Below are 21,286 nucleotides of genomic sequence, written 5' to 3'. Positions count from 1 at the left end.
ATGTTCAACAAAAGGAGAATGCTTCATGAAATATAACAATCCTATATTACCAGGTTTTTATCCAGATCCAAGCATTTGCAGAGTAGGCGAGGATTACTTTTTGGTAAACAGTTCATTTGCTTACTCTCCGGGAATACCCATTTGGCATAGTAAAGATTTAGTCCATTGGAAGCAGCTCGGGTATTGCTTAACACGTGATTCCCAGCTTCAATTTGATAAATCGGTCGTGTCTGGAGGGGTGTGGGCACCAACCATTCGTCATCATAATGGTCGATTCTACATGGTGACGACAAATCAGGATAGCGGTGGACATTTCTATGTTTGGACGGTGGATCCAGCAGGTGAGTGGTCGGATCCTATTTATGTGGATCAGGAAGGGATTGATCCATCCTTATTTTTTGACGATGGAAAAGTATATTTTACAAGCACTGGCACCAAGGATGGTATGGGAATCTACCAATGTGAGATTGATATTGAAACGGGCCATAAGCTGTGCGATTCTCGTTTGATATGGACAGGCAGTGGCGGTAAATTTCCTGAAGGACCACATCTTTATAAAATAAATGGTTACTATTATTTAATGTGTGCTGAAGGCGGGACAGAATATGGACACATGGAAACCATAGCAAGAAGTAAATCACCCTATGGACCCTATGAATCCTCTCCCCGGAATCCCATTTTGACTCACCGGAGCTCGGATTACCCTATACAAGCTACGGGACATGGCGATCTGGTAGAAGCACAGGATGGCAGCTGGTGGGCGGTATTTCTAGGGATTCGACCAGTAGGATATCCATATCGACATAATCTTGGCAGAGAGACATTTCTTGCTCCGGTCCATTGGAGTGAAGATGGATGGCCGATGATTGGAGATCACGGTGTTGTTGGATTAGAAATGGAAGCTGACACTCCACCACCAGTGCTATGGGATGACGAGCCTGAGACCGATGATTTTAATCCATCTGATTTAGGAATGAGCTGGAATTTTATTCGCAATGCTAAAAAAGTCGATTGGTCTTTGCAGGAGCGACCAGGGTGGCTAGCATTACATGGAGCTGATGTGAGATTAAGCGAACAGGGAACGCCTGCATTTATTGGCTGTAGACAGCGTCACTTGGATTGTGAAATTTCCACTAAAATGGAATTCAACCCACTAGATGGTGATGAAGCGGGTCTTGTTGTGTTTATGGATCAGATGTATCACTACGAAATCGGACTAACCCAGGTAGAAGGTGAAAATGTGATTACGCTGCGAAGACAAGTGGGTAGCATAAGTGATGTGAAATATTCTTCTCCATTGGAAGACACAGTCGTAGAATTGAAGATTCAAGCATTACCTGAGAAATATTTGTTCTCTTATCGAGGTGCAGATCAGTTATGGCATCCACTAGGTGAAGCGGAGACACACTTGATCTCTACTGAAGTGGCAGGCGGATTTACCGGAGTGTTCTTTGGGATGTATAACTACTCTATCAACCGAACAATCGCATATTATGATTGGTTCCGCTATCAAAAGGAATAACAATCCTAAAATATGTTAAATTAAGAAATGGCGATGCTCGGGATGTTTCCCTGCACCGCCATTTCTTGTATTTGGCAATAGCTTAATTTTTTCGTATATATTCTATATACCAGTGCTGATTGTGACCCCCGTTATCACTCCATTGAATGGCCTGCGCACCGCTGGTTTTATCTTGTCCCGATATATCCAATAACTTGCCACTGGCTCGGTTTTTAATTTTATACATGTTTTTTTCACCAGTTGGAATAAGCTCCCACTGTTGGTTCCACCCGTTATTGCTCGGCCATTGAATAACACTGGCCCCATCGGATGAAGATGCTCCGTTGACATCCAATAAATCTCCGCTAGCTATGTTTCTGAAATTATAATATCCGTTTTCTGCAATTTCGAGATACCATTTTTGATACTCTGCTCCTTGATCGATGTATTGTACGATAAGCGCACCGTCTGCTTGTGAATCCGCTCCGCTGACTGACAGCACGTTATTGCTGTGTTCATTGATAATTTTGAGAGGAATTGGCACTCCAGCGTGCGTCGTTGAAGTTAGTGCGAGTGACGATGCAGATACAACTAACACAAGTGCCAAAAACATTTTCACTCCGTACCTAATTTGAACTCGTTTCATGAAAATACACTCCTTCTTCAATTTTAATTAATTTCTTAAACTGCCGCCTGTCCATTTTAAAAGCAAGATTTATGTATTCAACTTAATCACCTCCTAAATCAGTAAATGTATTGCATGTCATTCGATAGAATCTGAAAAAGGACTCTATCCTCAAAAGTAAATACATAAAATATAAATAAATAATGGTTCATTTGCTAAGAATATACTTTAATTTCAAATAATGAGTCAATATGATTTTTTTCGCTATTTATATAAAAATAATACTATCAACAGCTTTAAATGAGCATATCAAAAACCAAAAAAATACTCATCGGACCATAAAAAGACACGGATACAAGTCAGTGTCTTTTTGTGGACATTTATGATGTTTCACTTCTTTGTTCAGTGCTAAAGGAAATATCTTCTTGTCTACTTTTTAAGATATTCTTGGTAAGGTAAGGGGATATCAATGAATAAGAGGTGATGAGTTGTAATGATTAAGAAATACTGCTTGTTCTGTGATGAGATGGTATCCATTACATCGGAAGGTGATTACGATAGATTTTTAGGCTGTAATTGTTCTCCTGACGGGTTCTATAACTTATTGAGAGACAGCTATGAGCCTATAAATTCTCTCGCGCATCCAAAGAAACGCGATATGTTTCATGTGATATCGGCTTATATACGGGAGCTGACAGATCGCGGAGAAAAGGTCAGTCTATCGGCCGACGATTTAGAATCCATTGTAAATTCCTCGAAAATTCCAGTGACGATTGAAGATAAAGGAAACCGTTTACTGCAATACTTATACAGACATTCTGAAGCCCCTGGGGAATCCGTTGTTATTCAGCCACTCTCCAGTAGCTATAACCTAACGTATTCGCCTAATCTGCAAGAACTGGTATATATCATAGATAAGCTGATTAACGAGCAGTTTATGATCAGGGAAGGCATGACTTTTAAGCTGACGGACAAGGGATGGAATGAAGCTGCCGCAATCGCAGGAGGCAAAAAATTAAAACCCTGTATCGTTCTATTGTCAGATGCGGAGGATTTGCACACGGAGTGGGTGGATAAGCTGCTTCCTAAAATCGAGCAGTTTGGTTATATACCACGGTTACTAAGGCATACGTCAATGCAAAACCTTGAACCGTATTCTTTGGAGCTTATAGAGGAGAGTAAACTGATTATCGCTGATTTAACCGGCCAATCTCCTGAAGTGTATTTTACTGCAGGATATGCGCTCGGGTTGAACATTCCAGTGATTTGGACTGTGAACAGCAGCGATGCCAATGATCTTTTTGTACAAGTGAAAAATATCCGTCCAATCGTTTGGGATACAGCTGAAGAACTGGTAGTCTTACTCCAGCAGAAATTGAGTTTATAGAGTCCATGTCAAATTTAAAATGAACATCCAACGCAGAAGAAGCCGCGAAATATTGCGGCTTCTTTCTTTTTGCTATAAAAGTTAATGTCCTCATACAACGCTATTACGAAATCTTTTTTCTATTATTGAGGACTGACCCGAGACCTACGAATAGGAATGCTACAATACTGCAGAAAAAAAATAGGTAACTAAGCGGAATTAAGAAAAAAGCCGGCTCATGCAAGATTCCATCCGGTCCCACGCTTGAACCCACCATACGTGAGATCATTAAACTGATGATGCTTAATAATAATGGTGAAGCGGCTATTAGATATTTCTTTTTCATATGACATTCTCCTTTACTTGATAATCATATAATACACAAAAAACACTCGCGAATCAATATTAATTTATTGTAATTCGATATATCATTATTGTAAACCATATGAATTAACTTGTGCTTGGAATTGGATTTGAAAATGGGGACTTGACCATAAATGCTGGTGAGGACTATTATTTGGTTTAAACAAATTTAAGTAAGTCTCAAGGCTTTATTTGTATAGAAGGTCGCTCCGAGTCGGATGGATTGAACTGTAACAGATAAATAGAAAACGGTTACATCCAATGCTTCGATAGTATGAAGGAATGGCGTTCTGGTCATTTGTATGACTTTTTAAATTTGTTCAATCAGTGAATGAACATAATAACAGGTTGAACAGCTGCAAGGGGGCAGATATGAAACCAATATTTAAGATTATGATTGTGGATGACGAGATGCTGGTTAGACAGGGAATTAAACATCTTTTGGATTGGGAACAAGAAGGGTATCGAATCGTCGGAGAGGCCTCTAACGGTGTTGAAGCACTGAGTATGATGGATGAGCTGAATCCCCATATTATTATTACGGATATCGTAATGCCAATAATGGGCGGGGAGAAGCTAGTCAAGATCGTTAAGGAGAAGTACCCACACATTGAAGTAATCGTCTTAAGCAGCTTCAGTGAATACGATTATGTCCGTTCCACATTTCAGAGTGGGGTAGCAGATTACATCCTTAAGCCGAAGCTGGAAGCCGATTATCTGTTGTCCATCCTAAATAAAACTACAGCTAAGATGGCAGGGATGAAGATAAGCGACTCAGGGGCCGATCAAGAGGAAAAGCAGCTTTTGTTCGCGATCGAGAAGCTCATGACGGGATATGAGTCAGTGCTAGAACCTGCTTTGCTTCATTCCAAGTTTCCACACGCACAATTCGCATTTTTCGGAGCAGATATGAAGCATATTAAAGATTCTGGTGATAAGTTAACGTTCGCAAATGAAATCGAAAGAGGAATTCAAAAGTTAGCATTGGACGATGATGTGTTTATTCGGTTAAAGTTTGTTAACGACTCGGTCATTTATTTGCTTAACGTTAATCCAGAACATTGGGACGAGCTTGTGATTGAACTCCGTTATCTGATCTCAGAAATAGAACATCGTGTGAGAGAAACACATTTTATTATCAGTCAGAGCTTCGCGCACTTCGAGAGACTTGGTGAGATTTATCGAGACAATTACTTGAAGCTTACACGATACAGTTTCTACTTGCCAGAACGAAGTCTGATTGAGAATGATCATTTGCCGGGTCTTCCGGGAGCATATCAGGAAATTGATATGGGAGAATTAATGGACCAGTTGAGACGTAAGCAATTCCAGAAGGCATTTACAGAGTTTCTTGAATATGTCCATCTGCGTTCAATGGATTATCGCATTGATATTTTCGAATTTAAATCGCTATTGGGCAACTTTATATTTAACGTAGCGACCACGCTTGGAAAAATGAAGTGTGAGATCGGAGGTCTGGAGGAGACCAAATACGACTACTTCCGAAAAATAGATGAAGCGATGTATGCAAGTGATGCTATTGCTGTTACCGAAGCATTCATTCGAGAAGTTGAGCGCACGATTGGTGAGACGAATTCATCGGTTAACCCCAATATGACAAAGCTACTCGAATATATTCAGAATCATTATGCAGATCCGATCACACTGACAGGGGTAGCTAGACAGTTCCACTTCAATGCTTCTTATTTATCGAGTTATTTTACTGCCCATAATGGAGAAGGCTTTAGTGAGTACCTGAATAAAGTCCGTTTGGAAAAAGCTATGGAATTGCTCGAGACAACAGAAAAATCAATTTCTGATATTAGCGCAAGCGTGGGATATTCAGATCAGAGTTATTTCACCAAGGTATTTAAAAAGCAGACTGGCATTTCTCCAAGCCGGTACCGGAGACGGGACGTAGAGCAGCCATGATTGGAAATTTCATTAACAATATTAGAAAGCAGGGCTTATTCCTCAAGCTGTTTCTCGTGACCCTAATTAGCATCGTAACTGTATCACTCTTGACGCTGGCTATTACAATTAGTATGTCGGAGAAATTATTTTTACAGACTTTTAGTATTACAAACGGCAAACTGCTGAATCAGATGAAGTCAAACCTGGAATCGTATAACAACATTATTGCTACCGGTGCTACTATGATGGCTCAAAATGAAGCTATCCGGAACTATTTATCTAGCGGAGAGACGGATGCAGTGAATCTTGCGATCAAAACTTATCACATGACAGAGGGCATGCGGGCAATCCGCTCTAACCTCAGCGCCGTTGATGTTGGTATCATGATCGTGGGTGTAAATGGCAGGAGTTATTCAACAGATCCTTGGTATTGGGACATTTCCGCAGATGAACTAATGGCTCACCCAATAACGAAGGAAACCATATCCCATCCTGATCAAATTTTGTACCAGCTCGATCTAAGGGAAAATAAAGAGAACGTGAAAGAGCCTATGCTGGTAGCTTCCAAAGCTTTATTTGATCATTCAACCGGAAGAATTTATGGCACCATGTACGTAGCCATTCGTGATCGAGATTTCAAGCCCTTTTACGCTAACTTTACGAGTGAGGGTAATGACGTCGTGTTGCTGAATAAGAAGGGATTAATTGTATCCAGCAGCAAGACAGAAATGATTGGGCTCCGCGATAAAAAGCTGCTGCAAGAAGTAGAGGATGGAGGTAAAGATGGCGATTCTACCTATGTGATGGGGAATGAACGAATTGTTTTCTCGGAATACTTACCTGAATTTGATTTTTACATGGTGAACCTGATAGATAAGAATGCCGTGACCGGACAGATGGTGAATGCCAAAGCGGTGACACTGACAATCATGGCTATCGTGGCAATATCGCTCATTATTGTTTTTTTGATTACCCGAAAAATGACGAAGTCCTTGCGTGTACTCGTTAAACAGATGTCGAGTATTCCTACAGGTGATTTCGATAATCATGTAGATGTCACTAATAGTAGTTATGAAGTTAAGGAGCTAGGTAACGCTTTCAATTTTATGCTTGATTCACTTCATGATTATGTTGATAAGCTAATGGAGACTCAAAAGCAACAACGTAATGCGGAGCTGGCGGCACTCCAAATGCAGATTAACCCACATTTTTTATATAATACGCTGGCTTCTATCAAATTTCTGGTGCAGCAGGGCAATAAGGAAAAAGCAGCTGGAACGATAAATTCACTAATCTCACTCCTGCAAAATACAGTAAGCGATGTTCATTCTACTATTCCTGTTAGTCAAGAATTGGAGTCGTTGAAGCATTATGTGTATATCAATCACGTGAGATATGGCGAGAAGATTCGTGTGAATTACTTTGTGGAGCCAGAGAGCTTGGATTATCATATGCCGAAGCTAATTCTTCAACCTTTTATCGAAAATGCATTCTTTCATGCATTCAACCTAAAAGATGAGGGAAGAATTCTCATCATGATTTCCGTACAGGAAGAGCAACTAGTATGTGAAGTTGTAGATAACGGTGATGGAATGGATCTTGACCCGAATTTGCTGGAAGAGGAGCAGCTACCAGCTTCGAAGCACAAACGCCAACTGTTCTCCGGGATCGGTATACGGAATGTGGATGATAGAATCAAATTGTTATACGGTGAGAGATACGGGATTAATATTACAAGCAAACGGAATGAAGGTACACAAATCGTTGTTACGCTTCCATTGTTAAAAAACTAAAAATTTTACATGAATCTAAAAATAGTACCAGAGTCGATATTAGAATTAAAATAGGACCCAATAATATCACCAAAGCTAACAAAGATACTGCCAAAGAAAACGAATACAAAATGATAAGATGGAGGCGTAGCAGAGAAAACGCTTCCATCTTTATTATTTTTCAGACTATCAAGGGGGTTTACGTAGTGAAAAAATTATTATCCGTAATGCTAGCTAGTGTGGTTCTACTGTCGGCATGTTCCACAGGTGGAACGAAAAATGAAACGAGCAACTCTGGTAACTCCGGTGCCGAAGGTAGCAGCAAGCCAAAAGAGATTACAGTGTGGGCTTGGGACCCGGCGTTTAACATTGCCGCTATGAATGTTGCCAAAGATGCTTATGCGAAAGTTAATCCGGACGTAACGGTTAACGTCGTTGAGAACGCGCAAGCTGATATCGTTCAAAAGCTGAATACGGGGCTAAACTCTGGTTCAACGAAGGGTCTGCCTAACATTGTGTTGATTGAAGATTATCGTGCACAGAGCTTCTTACAAGCTTATCCAGATTCTTTTTATGAATTGACGGATGTTGTAAAGGCTGCTGACTTTGCGGATTATAAGATTGGCCCTACCAGTGTTGACGGTAAACAATACGGTGTTCCGTTTGACTCTGGCGTAACTGGAATGTATGTACGGACAGACTATCTCGAGCAAGCAGGCTACAGCCTGGATGCATTACAGGATATCGACTGGAAGCAATATATCGAGATCGGTAAAGCTGTAAAAGAGAAAACCGGCAAAAGCATGCTAACACTTGATCCGAACGATCTTGGGCTTATCCGAGTGATGATCCAATCGGCGGGCGCATGGTATACCGGAGATGATGGTCAGACTCCGACCATAGAAAGCAACCCTGCTTTGAAAGAGGCACTTGTGATGTACAAAGAAATGATGGATTCCGGGATCGTAAAAGTAATTTCAGACTGGAGTCAGTTTGTAGGTGCATTCAATGGTGGTGAAGTGGCTAGTGTACCTACAGGTAACTGGATTACACCTTCGATTAAAGCAGAAGCTTCTCAATCTGGTAAATGGGCAGTAGCTCCACTACCTAAGTTAGGAGCAACAGAAGGCTCTGTTCACGCTTCCAACCTTGGAGGTAGTTCCTGGTACGTAATGAATGTTGATGGTAAAGAAGCAGCAGCTGAGTTCCTATCTAAGACTTTTGCTTCTGATGCTGAACTGTATCAGACGTTGAATACAAAAGTTGGTGTTATCGGCACCTTGAAAGCTGCGGCGAGCGGTGAAGCTTACTCAGCTGCGGATGAATTTTTCAAAGGCCAAAAGGTCGTATCAGACTTTGCAGCATGGACCGAGCAAATTCCTAACGTCAACTATGGCATGAACACTTACGCAATCGAGGACATTATGGTTGTAGCAGTACAATCTTATCTAGGTGGCAAAGATGTAGACACTGTTCTGAAAGATGCGCAGAAGCAAGCGGATACTCAAATTCGCTAATCGCACTTAGGCTGTACAACCGATGCCCTTGCTCCTTCTTCTCCTGTAAATTGGATTTATACAGAAGGATAGGTAGCAGGGGCTTTCATCTCTAATATATAAGACAGAAGGGTGCGGAGTGGAGTGGAAACTATAAAGACAGGGCTAAGCCCGCAAAAACATAAGAGCTCTAAAGGGTCACGGCAGATCCGTCTGACGGGTTGGTTATTCGTCCTTGTGCCGGTCATTATGATCAGCGTTTTCTATTTTTATCCAATGATTCAAGCTTTAATTCTATCTTTTAAGACGGGTAGAGGAAGCAATCTTCATTTTACCGGACTAGATAACTATATTCGATTGTTTAGCGATACTACTTTTCTTACTGCCGTCAAAAATACATTTATTTATTTGATTATTCAGGTTCCAGTCATGCTGGTACTGGCGCTCTTTATCGCCGTCCTGCTAAATGACGATAGACTGAAATTTAAGGGCTTTTTCAGAACGGCTATATTTCTGCCGACGGTAACCTCACTTGTAGCGTATTCCGTTGTTTTCAAGTACATGTTTGGAGCCGAAGGGATCATTAACAAATTTCTGGTGAGTCTTCATCTAATCAGCGAACCGATTCAATGGATTACTGACCCCTTCTGGGCCAAAGTTACCATCATCATTGCTATCACTTGGCGCTTTACTGGCTATAATATGATTTTCTATTTATCATCCCTGCAAAATGTAGACAAATCTATTTATGAAGCTGCTCACATAGATGGCGCTAGTGCATTTACTCAATTTTTCAAAATCACAATTCCTCTATTGAAACCGATTATCTTGTTTACGACGATAACATCGACCATTGGAACACTTCAGTTGTTTGATGAGGTGGTTAACATCACGAAAGGTGGACCCGGCAATGCAACCATGTCGATTTCCCAATATATTTACAACCTTTCTTTTGAATACACACCTGACTTTGGATACGCTGCAACCGTCTCCTACTCGATTGTTGTAATGGTACTCATTCTGACGCTGATTCAGAACAAAGTAGGGGGAGACAAGAGATAATGAAAACTAAACGCATGTTTACTTACCTGTTTCTAGTCATCGCTGCGCTGATCTCTATCTTTCCATTTATCTGGATGGTTATTAGTGCCACAAATCAGTCGGTTGATGTAACTAAAGGGACATTACTTCCGGGTACGCATCTCTTTAAAAATATAGACAATCTCTTTAGTTCAGTGGATATGTGGCAGGCTCTTTGGAACTCTGCAAAAATCTCTGTTGTTACTACTTTACTTTCACTATTGGTAGCATCGGCGGCTGGATATGGTTTTGAAATGTACCGCAGCCGTGGTAAAGATATCGTATTTAATATCTTACTAGCCTCTATGATGATTCCGTTCGCGGCAATCATGGTACCTCTATTTCAAATGTTCGCCAAAGTATCGAGTGTCGTGCCGTTCCTTGGTATCGATACAGCAGCAGCAGTTATTATGCCGACATTTACAACAGCATTCTTAATTTTCTTCTTCCGACAAAATACAAAAATGTTTCCTAAAGAAATGATGGAAGCCGGTCGCATCGATGGTCTTTCGGAATTTGGTTTATTCTTCCGCATATATATGCCAACGATGAAATCAACTTATGCTGCCGCGGCGATTATCACCTTCCTTAACAGCTGGAACAACTATTTATGGCCTTTGATCGTATTGCAATCACCAGAAAATATGACCGTGCCATTGCTAATATCGAATCTTGGATCGGGTTATGCGCCTGACTATGGTCTGATTATGTCCGCGATTGTCATTACGACCCTGCCGACTGCCCTTGTATTCTTCATGATGCAAAAGCAATTTGTGGCTGGGATGACGGGTTCAGTTAAATAAGCTAATGATCATTTTAAAGCAGAAGGAGGAAAATTAGATGAAGCAGCAGGTTGAACGGGGCGTCGCTCCAAGTTTGGAATGGTTGTCAGACCCTTCCATTTATGCAGTAGGCAGAATACATGCGCACTCCGATCATCGGTATTACGAGACGAAATTTGAGGCTGAAGGGCTTGGAGATATGCGTTGGCGCCATAGCCTGAACGGAAGCTGGAAATTTAGCTACGCCCACAACGCTATGGAACGACAGGCGCATTTTTATAAGGAGAACGTGTCCTGTAGAGGATGGGATGATATTGAGGTTCCTGGACATATCCAGCTTAAGGGTTTTGGGCAGCCTCAGTACGTGAATACGATGTATCCATGGGATGGTCATGAGCATCTTAGACCTCCAATGATATCTGAGGATCACAATCCTGTAGGCAGCTATGTTAAATATTTTGAAGTGCCTTTAGGCTGGGAGCAACGTCCACTGTATATCTCTTTTCAGGGAGTTGAATCCGCTTTTTATATCTGGCTAAATGGGGAGTTTATTGGCTATAGCGAGGATAGCTTTACGCCGAGTGAATTTGATCTGACACCGTACTTGACGGCAGGTGAGAATAAGCTGGCGGTTGAGGTCTATCAGCGCAGTACCGGAAGTTGGTTGGAGGATCAGGATTTCTGGCGCTTCTCCGGAATCTTTCGCGATGTGTATCTATATACTGTGCCTGATGTTCACGTGAGGGATCTCCACGTTCAGACCGATCTGGATGAGAAGTTTGAGCAGGGAACGCTAACGGCTGTATTGCAGTTGATGGGTAAGCCTGCTTCGAAAGTGGTCCTTGAACTTAAGGATAAGGCAGGTAATCTTGTAGTTCGTAGCGAGACTGGAATTTCAGGAGATTCCGTTTCGCTTACGGTTGAGGCATCAAAGGTTCATCTGTGGAGCGCAGAAGATCCTAATTTGTATACCCTTTACGTATCTGTCTTCAACGCATCCGGGGATCTTGTGGAAGTTGTGCCGCAAAAGGTTGGATTTCGAAAATTCGAGATGATCGATAAGATTATGCACTTAAATGGTAAACGTATTGTATTCAAAGGTGTCAACCGGCACGAGTTTAATTCGCGCTTCGGACGCAGTATTACGAAAGAAGATATGCTGTGGGATATAAAGACTTTGAAACAGGCGAATATCAACGCTGTACGGACGTCGCACTATCCGAATGAAACACTCTGGTATGAGCTGTGTGATGAGTACGGTGTGTATGTTATTGACGAGATGAATTTAGAATCGCATGGATCATGGCAAAAAATGGGTGTTGTAGAACCGTCTTGGAACATTCCGGGCAGTAAGCCTGAATGGCAGGATATCGTAATGGATCGTGCGATTTCCATGGTGGAGAGAGACAAAAACCATCCATCGATTCTGATTTGGTCCTGTGGCAACGAGTCTTTTGCCGGAGAAGTTATTCGGAACGTAGCGAATTATTTTCGTGAGAAGGATTCTACGCGTCTGGTTCATTACGAAGGGGTGTTCCATAACCGGGATTATGATGATGCGAGTGATATGGAAAGCCGGATGTATGCGAAAGCAGCAGATATCGAAATGTATTTAAAAGAGAATCCATTAAAGCCATATATTAGCTGCGAATACATGCATGCGATGGGGAATTCCGTTGGAGGATTGCATAAATACACAGAGCTAGAGCAGAAGTATCCAATGTATCAAGGTGGATTTATCTGGGATTTCATGGATCAGGTCATCGTAAAAAATGATCGATATGGCAAACCTTATATGGCTTATGGTGGAGACTTCGATGACCGTTCAACCGATTACAACTTCTCAGGAAACGGAATTGTGTATGCGGATCGCAGATGGTCTCCGAAAATGCAGGAAGTGAAATTTCTATATCAGAACGTCAAACTTTCCCCTGATTGCTATGGGGTTATCATCAGAAATGAGAACTTATTTGTTGGCTTGGATGCTTATAAATTGAACTATTGTCTGAATTATGAGGGCAAGGAATTCCATCGTGGCATTGTATTCGCCCAGGTTAAACCCGGAGAAGAAAGATATGTAGAACTTGATTTACCAGAGACTAAACTGTCTGGTGAGTATAGTTTAGATGTTTCTCTTGTGCTCAAAGAAGATTCGTTATGGGCAAGCGCTGGTTATGAAATCGCTTTTGGACAGTATGTATTTCAAGTGGAGAACAAGTCAGGAGATGAGGTTACAACACAGCCTAAGGTAAGCACTAGTGTAAATGATTTTCGCGTAGTTGAAGGGGATGTAAATATTGGCGTTCACGGTCGTGACTTCTCTGCAATGTTCTCGAAGCAGGCTGGTACACTAATATCTGTCAAATATTCGGGACGGGAAATGATCTCTTCGCCGCCGGCACCGCTCTTCTGGAGAGCGATGACAGACAACGACAAGGGGGCGGGAATGCATTTCGACTCTTCCATTTGGTATGCTGCAAGTTTGAGCCGAAGAACCTTAAGCTTCGAGCTTATGGAAGAAGAAGACCGAGCGACTGTGACTTACGTGTATAAACTGAGTGTGTCAGAGGAAGTACGAGTAAGTGTAACTTACACGGTGTTCTCCGATGGGAGCATAAAGGTAAAATCAAGCTACCATGGAGAGCCGGGTTTACCGAAGTTTCCCCTCTTTGCTTTAACCTTCAAGGTGCCAGCGGATTATTACCAGCTGAATTGGTATGCGAATGGGCCAGAAGAAAATTATATTGACCGTTCGTTTGGCGCGAGATTGTGTCGCTTTCAGAATCATGCGGTGGACAATGTATCGTCCTATTTGGTACCGCAGGAATCAGGCAACCGTACAGGTGTGCGCGAAGTATCCGTAACCAACGATCTTGGTCAAGGGATTATTATATCCTCACCATTCTCAGCCCCTGTTGAAGCCAACATATCGCCATATTCGGCAATGGAGCTGGAGAATGCGACGCATCATTATGAGCTGCCGAACATTCATCATACCGTTGTTACGATTACCGGTCGTCAAATGGGCGTTGGCGGTGATGACAGCTGGGGAGCACCAGTTCTTGATGAATATTTAATTGATCCATCAATAGATTTGGATTTTGAATTTACAATTCGCAGAGCATAATTAGAGACGGATAGCAGTTGCCTCAATGGATAAGGTTGGGGCAACCAAATCCTATTTGTGAATGATGTAATAGTTTATTTATACATATTTGTAATCGTTTACATTTTATGGAGGAGGTGTTTGGAATCTAAAAAATAGTTTGCAATGTTGATCGGAAGATAGTAAAGAAGTGGTTTCTATGATTATTTTTATGAGAAGGGGGTAATCTGGATGATTACTACAGTTAAACGAAGGTTGACCATGTCTTTTCTTTCTATTTCTTTAGTCGTACCTATGTTTATGGGTTTAACAGGTCAGAAGGTAGAGGCAGCGAATACTACGATTAAATTAGATCCAAACCATATGAAGCAATCTTGGGAGGGGTGGGGAACCTCACTTGCCTGGTTTGGTAATATCACTGGTGGTTGGAACGATAAAGTCAAAAATGCAATGGCTGATGCACTATATTCTCCAGACGGATTGAATTTTAATATTGCTAGATATAATATAGGCGGCGGAGAGAATCCTGCTTACAATACGATGCGCCAAGGAGGGGAAGTACCCGGATTCTCGCCATCACCTGGAGTATTTGATTGGGCGCAAGATGCTAATCAGCGTTGGTGGCTGCAGGCGGCTAAAGAACGAGGTGCCAACATTCTGGAAGCGTTCTCGAACTCTGCTCCGTATTATATGACGGAAAGCGGAAGTACGACTGGTCACTGGGATTCGGGAAAAGACAACTTGAAGCCGGATGAGTACGAGAACTTTGCTAATTATTTGACAGAAGTGGTTAAGCATTTCAAAGATGACTGGAATATTGACTTCAATTATCTATCACCAGTGAATGAACCTAGTACGAGTTACTGGGGATTCGGTGGGGGTCAAGAGGGTTCCCACTGGGATGTTGGTTCTCAAATGAAGATCATAAATACGACACGTGCTAAATTGGATGCAGCAAATCTACAATCTGTACAAATAGCTGCCATGGATGAATCTATTCTGGACACCTTTGTAAGTAACTGGAACTCTTATGATGAGACAACTAAAGCTAATGTTGGTAAAATGAATACCCACTCCTACGGTGGTTCAAAGCGAGCTGAGATCAGAGATGCCGCGAAAGCTGCAGACAAGACGTTGTGGATGTCTGAAGTGGATTTAGGTCCTTCTGGGGTTGCCCACGATCATGATGATTTCGAACCAGCACTAGCATTGGCAGAAAGAATTATGACGGACATTACTTGGCTAGAACCTACGGCGTGGATCACTTGGCAAGCATTTGAAAGCGAGAAGAATATGCAAAAGGATAAGGAGAACATGAACTGGGGTCTCCTTCATGCAGATTTCGACACGCAAGAATGGTGGTATACGAAGAAGTATTACGCCATGCAGCAATTTAGTAAATTTATTCCGCAGGGTGCACGTTTCATAGAGGATACCGACGATAACACGTTGGCCGCTTATGATCCTTCAACTAAAAAAATTCATGTTGTATATAGAAATCCTAACGTAACCAGTCAAAATATTTCTTTAGATTTGTCACAGTTTGATACGGTCACTGGGGATGCAACGCCTTATGTTTCTTCCGCGACAGAGAATGTCGTACAAAAGGGCAAAATTCCTGTTTTGGATAAAATGCTGCAAGCTAAGGTTGGCGCGAAATCTATTACAACTTTCGTAATTGATGGAGCTTCCTTTACAAGCAACTTACTTATTCCTCAGAGCGATATGACGGTAACCGCAAGTAGTGCTCAGTCTGGTGAAGAAGCTGAAAGAACACTGGATGGGAATAATTGGACGAATTGGCATACGTCATGGGACCCTTATAATGCAGGACCGCATTCGATTACTTATGATCTTGGAGCGCAATATGATGATGTCAACAAGCTGAGCTATTTGCCTCGGCAAGATAAAGATGAGAACGGTATCGTAACGAAGTTTACCATCGAAGTGAGTTCGGATGGCGATAACTTCACACCGGTTGCGATAGGAACCTGGAAGAATGATAAATCTGAAAAAACTGCAACGTTTTCTTCGCGAAAAGCGAAGTTTGTAAGGTTAAAGGTAGATGAAAGTAATGGGTCTGGAGCGCAGTACGCATCGGCTGCAGAGATAAATATTATGAGAAAGTCCAATTTCACAGTGGATACGACTTTACTCTCTAATGCAATTTCTAGAGCAGAAGACTATATCTCAGCTAATAACGCAAATGTAAATGTATCGGAATTGCAAGATTTGGTGGATGAAGCCAAAGTTGTTCAAAAGAACACTTTAGCAACACAGGAAGAGATCACGCAAATCGTTTACAAACTGAACGTAGAATATAGCGTTTTAGGCCAAGGACTTATCCCACAAAGCCAGATGACGGCAATATCTGACAATTCCGCATCTGAGGATGGACCGGAGAAGACTATTGATGGCGATATTTGGACTAAATGGCATACTGCATATAACAACGAATATTCAACGCTTCCGCATTCCATTACTTATAATCTCGGTAAAGCATATAACGGTATTTACAAACTTCAATATTTGCCACGACAGGATGTGGACTGGAATGGTGTAGTCACTAAGTTCGAAGTTTCTGTAAGTGACGATGGTGATAAATTCACCAAAGTAGTTGCAGAAGGAACTTGGAATGCCGATAAGACAGAGAAATCAGCAACCTTTAATGCGCAGAGTGCTAAATATGTTAGATTTACTGCACTTGAATCGAGAAGCGATGCAGGTAAGCAATATGCATCGGCTGCAGAGATCAATATTTTTAACAAGCAGGGATATAAAGTGGATTTCTCCAGCTTAGACAGCGCAATTCAAGCTGCAGAGAAGTTCAAAACAGATTCTGGGAAAGATGAGTCTTACTTCAAGAATCTGGACGCGATTCTTAGTCAAGCAAGTACTCTGCTAAATAGCGCAACAGCGACACAAGAAGAGATCGTGAAATTTGCCAGCCTTATCTTAACTGAAATATCCAATATTCAAAACAGTAATCCAAATATTAAGGGAATGAGCCTTTTCTATACACCAGAAGCCTATCACGCGAATCCTGCTAATCTAATGGTGGATAACGATATTTCTACCTTCTACGAATCTAACTGGGACAAGAACGGACGGAAATACAAATCTGGCGATTATATCGTTATAGATCTGGGAGAGAGCGTTCCTGACGTTGGGAAGGTGCTTGTTACACCAAGACTAGACAAAGCGAATGGCCGCATCAAACAGTTCAAAATCTATTACAGCGATGCGAACCTGAAGGATTTACCTGCTGACGCTGTCGGTACGCAAGCTTATTTGGACGAGAATTTCAAATTTGCAGCAAATGGCTCTTTTGATGACTATAGCACGAGTGTTCAATCCGCAACGTTCAAATCCGTTGAAGCTCGGTATATCGCCATTCAGGCTATATCTACTGGCGGTGACGGTAACACACTCAGCGCTGCAGAAATTGCAGTTAGTCAGAAACAAACAGCGACTTTTGATACTAGTAAACTACAAGCAGCAATTGATCAATTGCGTACGTTGTCAGACATTAGTCCAAAAGTGAAAGCTGCGATAGAAAAGCAAATTACAACGATCGGTGATCTTAGTGATTTAACCGAAGAAAGCATTTCGCAATACACCAGACAGATAAAAGACTTATACAATCTCTATTTGACTGTAAATAACAGAAACTCCATTAAGAGTGGTGAAGTATGGTTAGATACGGAAGGCGTACCGATTCAAGCACATGGCGGAGGCATTCTGTACAACGAGAAGAATAAGACATATTACTGGTACGGTGAAGACAAGACGGAAGGTTATCTTCCTACTGGAGTTCACGCATATTCGTCCAAAGATTTGTACAAATGGCAAAATGAAGGCATCGTATTGCCTGTCTTCAATAACCCTCAACTTGGCGAAGCTGTAGTGCCGGCTGGAAATGACCTGCCATTATATCTGGATGAAAATTCTGAAACGTACAAGAATAGCGGGGTTCCATACGATCCGGATAGGAAAGTAGAAATTAAAAGTAAAGATGAAGATTACACAGGTAACATGAAAGCGCCAAACAATACGCTCAGTAAACATAATTCACCAGCTCGAATCGCTGAGCTAAATGCGCTGTATTCGAATTATTCGAATGAAGAGAAGCAAAAGATGTATAAGGATTTCAACTGGGATAAAGTTGTCGAGCGTCCTAAAGTCGTCTACAACAAGAAGAACAACAATTATGTGATGTGGTGGCATCAAGACGGACCGATTGCTGGCGAATATTGGACAGCAGAAGGTGGTGTTGCTGTAAGCGATTCGCCGACTGGACCATTCAAATATCTCGGCACATCCCGATTGCCAAATGTAGGTGATAAAGGTGGCAATGAAGGAATGCTTCGGGATATGACCTTGTATGTCGATGACGATGGTAATGAAGCAACGGATGACAAAGCCTACTTGGTTTATTCTTCTGAAGAAAACAATACGACCGTGATCATGATGTTGAATGATGATTACACAGGTCCAGCTCAGAATGAGAAGGGTGAAACCTTAGAAGGAACTCACTATGTTAGAGCACATAGCGACCAGAGAGAAGCGCCAGCGATCTTTAAGCAAGATGGTGCCTATTATATGATTACTTCCTGGCTGACTGGTTGGAATCCTAACCGTGCCAAATACCACGTCTCCACTAAGGGTATGCTTGGACCGTGGGAAGATAAAGGCGATCCTATGGTTAACGACTATGATGGTACTACCTTCAGAAGTCAAAGCACATTTGTACTGCCTTACCGGGATGGTAATGGCGCTCTCGTGCCGAATAAATTTATCTTTATGGCCGATCGCTGGTACCCGAATAATTTGAGTGATTCCAGATATGTTTGGCTTCCAATTGAACTCGATAACGAGAATCGCAGAGTTGCGGTAAGTTGGCATGATGAGTGGAAAATCTCCCAACTCAATACCGGTGCGACTATTAACTTCAATAGTAATGGAGGAAGTTCGATTTCTTCCTTGTATGGGGTTGAAGTCGGTACGAAAATTACTGCGCCAACAGAACCGACTCGTGATGGATTTAAATTTGTGAATTGGTATCAAGACGCAGCCTTGAATACAGTATGGGATTTTACTGTTGATACAGTTCCGGCAAATGATATTACTCTCTATGCGAAATGGGAGCCTGTAGCTGCACCAGTGATTACAAATATCATGCCAGTCAATGTAGCTACGGTGATTGGAACTCCACCTGTACTGCCAACAGTTGTAACGGCTGTATACAGCGATGGAACAACCCAAAATAAATCAGTTGTATGGGACGTAATTGATCCTTCACAGTATGCCGAAGCGGGTGTCTTTAGCGTAAGTGGAGCGGTAGACGGCACAGTGATCCCAGCTGTTGCGAATGTGATCGTAAGCGATGATGTTAATAGAGCACAACTTGCCGCACGAATCGCTGATGCACGAGCCATTCATGATTTAGTCGTGGAAGGAACGGCTGTTGGTCAGTATCCAATAGGTTCGAAACAGAAACTGATGGATTCGATCATGGAGGCACAGCAAGTGCTTGACAATGATTCAGCTACACAGTCTGAGTTAGAACAAGCAACAAATGATTTGAATTCAGCAATTCAAGTATTAGAGGCTTCAAAGAATCAACATGTTAAAGTACAGTCTATCTCAATATCGAGCGTTTCGTCGTCCATTGAAGTGAAGAAAGGAACTCTGCAGTTACAAGCGGAAGTTCTACCAGCTGATGCTACGAATAAGTCCGTTACGTGGGCGGTCTATGAAGCAGATGGAAAAACTGTAGCGGATAAAGCAATCATCAATACAAATGGGTTGTTAACGGCTGCGAAGAACGGCGTTGTGAAAGTCGTTGCAACATCCGTTGATAACACCACTGTTTACGGAATAAAAGAGATTATGATAAGCGGTCAAAATGACAGCCCAGAGCCTACTCCAAGCCCAGGAACAAATCCAGGCAACCCAACGACATCAACGAGTCCTACACCTACACCAACGACCCCTCCTACAAAAGAAGATCCACATCGTTATGTTCCAGCAGGAAAAGAACTACAAAGTGAAACTGCACAGAACGGAATAACGAGCCTGACCATTAACATTGATAAGGAAGCTTTAGCGAAGAAGTTAGAAGCTCTTAACAAAACTACAGGAACCCCTAATCTTGACATCGAGATTCCGGGAATGAATTCATGGAATGCAGTCAATTTGCCATTGGATGTCTTGTACAACAGCTTGAAAGCAAATAAGGAAACAATCATAACACTAAGAAGCCATTTAGGCAGTTATGAACTTCCACTTGCCAATCTTAATCGTGAAGAACTTGAGAAAGCAGCTAAAGTTGCGGGTGCAACCTTAATCATTCGAATGGATAATGTGACTTCACAGCATGAGCAGAAGTTTGAACAATCCATAGTAGAAAAAGGAATGAAACGAGTAAGCGACATCATCGCGTACAAAGTCATTCTTAAATCGAATGATAAAGAAGAAGAGCTTCAACGTTTCGGAAATCCATTTATGACACGTGTCATAAATATGGATGGCGTTATTCAAGATCCATCGACTGCGACCGCTGTTATATTCGATTCGGTTACAGGACAAATGCGTTTCGTACCATCGGTGTTTAATGTGAAGAACGGCAAGACTGAAGTCTCGATCTTCGGACATGAAAATGGTCTATACACCATCGTTCAGAACAAGAAAACATTCGATGATATGATTGGACATTGGGCACAAAAGGATGTTGAAACCTTAGCTTCTAAACTGATCATTAACGGAATGTCGGATCGGACGTTTGCACCAGCAGGCCAAGTTTCACGTGCTCAATTTGCGGCACTACTGGTAAGAGGACTGGGGTTATCAACGGAGTCGTTAACGAATGTGTTTGCAGATGTTAATACAACTGCGTGGTATGCACAGGATGTGAACACAGCAGCGAAACTTGGTTTGGTTCAAGGCGTTGGTGAAGGTAAATTTAGTCCGGATTCACGGATTACGAGAGAGCAAATGGTCGTGATGATCATGAACGCTATTCAGCTCGTTCAAGGAGATGATAGAGCAGAAGCTCAATTGCGCACTCCATTTGCCGATCAAGCTAGTATCTCTGGTTACGCTACCCAAGCCGTAACAGAAGCAGCAAGCCAAGGATTAATCAAAGGCAAAACAGAAACAGCTTTTGCTCCGCAAGATGCAGCCACACGTGCTGAGGCAGCGGTGATGATCAAACAAGTTTTGCAATACTTGAAGTTTATGAACTAGATAAATGTTTAAAAATTGTGCTCGGCTCACACT

The 21,286-nt window shown here is 42.0% G+C and carries 11 protein-coding genes; 9 read left to right on the top strand and 2 right to left on the bottom strand.

The window, feature by feature from the left end:
- Positions 1 to 25 precede the first annotated feature (25 nt).
- Positions 26 to 1,522 carry a glycoside hydrolase family 43 protein gene (locus ACQKMP_RS00215; RefSeq protein WP_427468594.1) on the top strand — a complete coding sequence of 499 codons (1,497 nt, stop codon included), beginning with the start codon at positions 26 to 28 and terminating at the stop codon, positions 1,520 to 1,522.
- Positions 1,523 to 1,604: 82 nt separating this feature from the next.
- Here the strand turns inward: ACQKMP_RS00215 and ACQKMP_RS00210 are convergent, their stop codons facing one another.
- Positions 1,605 to 2,147 (bottom strand): RICIN domain-containing protein, encoded by a 543-nt coding sequence (locus ACQKMP_RS00210; RefSeq protein ID WP_076285732.1) that lies wholly within the window; start codon positions 2,145 to 2,147, stop codon positions 1,605 to 1,607.
- A 472-nt stretch (positions 2,148 to 2,619) separates the two neighbouring features.
- Here ACQKMP_RS00210 and ACQKMP_RS00205 point away from each other — a divergent pair, with 472 nt between their 5' ends.
- Positions 2,620 to 3,513, top strand: a complete 894-nt coding sequence (locus ACQKMP_RS00205; protein ID WP_340969392.1) for a hypothetical protein — start codon at positions 2,620 to 2,622, stop codon at positions 3,511 to 3,513.
- 103 nt (positions 3,514 to 3,616) lie between these two features.
- Here ACQKMP_RS00205 and ACQKMP_RS00200 read toward each other — a convergent pair whose 3' ends face one another.
- A complete protein-coding gene (locus tag ACQKMP_RS00200) occupies positions 3,617 to 3,838 on the bottom strand; it encodes a DUF3955 domain-containing protein (RefSeq protein WP_149644521.1) in 222 nt (73 codons plus the stop codon).
- 389 nt (positions 3,839 to 4,227) lie between these two features.
- Here ACQKMP_RS00200 and ACQKMP_RS00195 point away from each other — a divergent pair, with 389 nt between their 5' ends.
- From ACQKMP_RS00195 to ACQKMP_RS00165, 7 genes are all read left to right on the top strand, one after another.
- Complete coding sequence (locus ACQKMP_RS00195; RefSeq protein ID WP_427468593.1) at positions 4,228 to 5,787, top strand: response regulator transcription factor; 1,560 nt, start codon at positions 4,228 to 4,230, stop codon at positions 5,785 to 5,787.
- A complete protein-coding gene (locus ACQKMP_RS00190; protein ID WP_339803890.1) occupies positions 5,784 to 7,562 on the top strand; it encodes a sensor histidine kinase in 1,779 nt (592 codons plus the stop codon). Before ACQKMP_RS00195 ends, ACQKMP_RS00190 begins: the two co-directional genes overlap by 4 nt.
- A gap of 185 nt (positions 7,563 to 7,747) precedes the next feature.
- Entirely contained in the window at positions 7,748 to 9,058 is a 1,311-nt protein-coding gene (locus ACQKMP_RS00185) for an ABC transporter substrate-binding protein (RefSeq protein WP_042188169.1), read from the top strand.
- A gap of 228 nt (positions 9,059 to 9,286) precedes the next feature.
- Positions 9,287 to 10,099, top strand: a complete 813-nt coding sequence (locus tag ACQKMP_RS00180) for a carbohydrate ABC transporter permease (protein WP_427469193.1) — start codon at positions 9,287 to 9,289, stop codon at positions 10,097 to 10,099.
- A complete protein-coding gene (locus tag ACQKMP_RS00175; protein WP_042188171.1) occupies positions 10,099 to 10,920 on the top strand; it encodes a carbohydrate ABC transporter permease in 822 nt (273 codons plus the stop codon). Before ACQKMP_RS00180 ends, ACQKMP_RS00175 begins: the two co-directional genes overlap by 1 nt.
- A 37-nt stretch (positions 10,921 to 10,957) precedes the next feature.
- On the top strand, positions 10,958 to 14,026 hold the full coding sequence (locus tag ACQKMP_RS00170) for a glycoside hydrolase family 2 TIM barrel-domain containing protein (protein ID WP_427468592.1): 3,069 nt from the start codon (positions 10,958 to 10,960) through the stop codon (positions 14,024 to 14,026).
- A gap of 210 nt (positions 14,027 to 14,236) precedes the next feature.
- Positions 14,237 to 21,253 carry a discoidin domain-containing protein gene (locus tag ACQKMP_RS00165; protein WP_427468591.1) on the top strand — a complete coding sequence of 2,339 codons (7,017 nt, stop codon included), beginning with the start codon at positions 14,237 to 14,239 and terminating at the stop codon, positions 21,251 to 21,253.
- Positions 21,254 to 21,286 lie beyond the last annotated feature (33 nt).

The organism is Paenibacillus sp. NPDC101420 (assembly GCF_050277435.1).
Classification (GTDB): Bacteria; Bacillota; Bacilli; order Paenibacillales; family Paenibacillaceae; genus Paenibacillus_AQ.
This window is presented reverse-complemented; position numbering and strand designations above follow the sequence as displayed.

What these genes read in the sequence shown, in the direction of transcription:
- ACQKMP_RS00190 (WP_339803890.1), top strand. Translation starts at nt 5,784, where the DNA reads ATGATTGGAAATTTCATTAACAATATTAGAAAGCAGGGCTTATTCCTC.
- ACQKMP_RS00195 (WP_427468593.1), top strand. Translation starts at nt 4,228, where the DNA reads ATGAAACCAATATTTAAGATTATGATTGTGGATGACGAGATGCTGGTT.
- ACQKMP_RS00215 (WP_427468594.1), top strand. Translation starts at nt 26, where the DNA reads ATGAAATATAACAATCCTATATTACCAGGTTTTTATCCAGATCCAAGC.
- ACQKMP_RS00200 (WP_149644521.1), bottom strand. Translation starts at nt 3,838, where the DNA reads ATGAAAAAGAAATATCTAATAGCCGCTTCACCATTATTATTAAGCATC.
- ACQKMP_RS00175 (WP_042188171.1), top strand. Translation starts at nt 10,099, where the DNA reads ATGAAAACTAAACGCATGTTTACTTACCTGTTTCTAGTCATCGCTGCG.
- ACQKMP_RS00165 (WP_427468591.1), top strand. Translation starts at nt 14,237, where the DNA reads ATGATTACTACAGTTAAACGAAGGTTGACCATGTCTTTTCTTTCTATT.
- ACQKMP_RS00205 (WP_340969392.1), top strand. Translation starts at nt 2,620, where the DNA reads ATGATTAAGAAATACTGCTTGTTCTGTGATGAGATGGTATCCATTACA.
- ACQKMP_RS00170 (WP_427468592.1), top strand. Translation starts at nt 10,958, where the DNA reads ATGAAGCAGCAGGTTGAACGGGGCGTCGCTCCAAGTTTGGAATGGTTG.
- ACQKMP_RS00210 (WP_076285732.1), bottom strand. Translation starts at nt 2,147, where the DNA reads ATGAAACGAGTTCAAATTAGGTACGGAGTGAAAATGTTTTTGGCACTT.
- ACQKMP_RS00180 (WP_427469193.1), top strand. Translation starts at nt 9,287, where the DNA reads ATGATCAGCGTTTTCTATTTTTATCCAATGATTCAAGCTTTAATTCTA.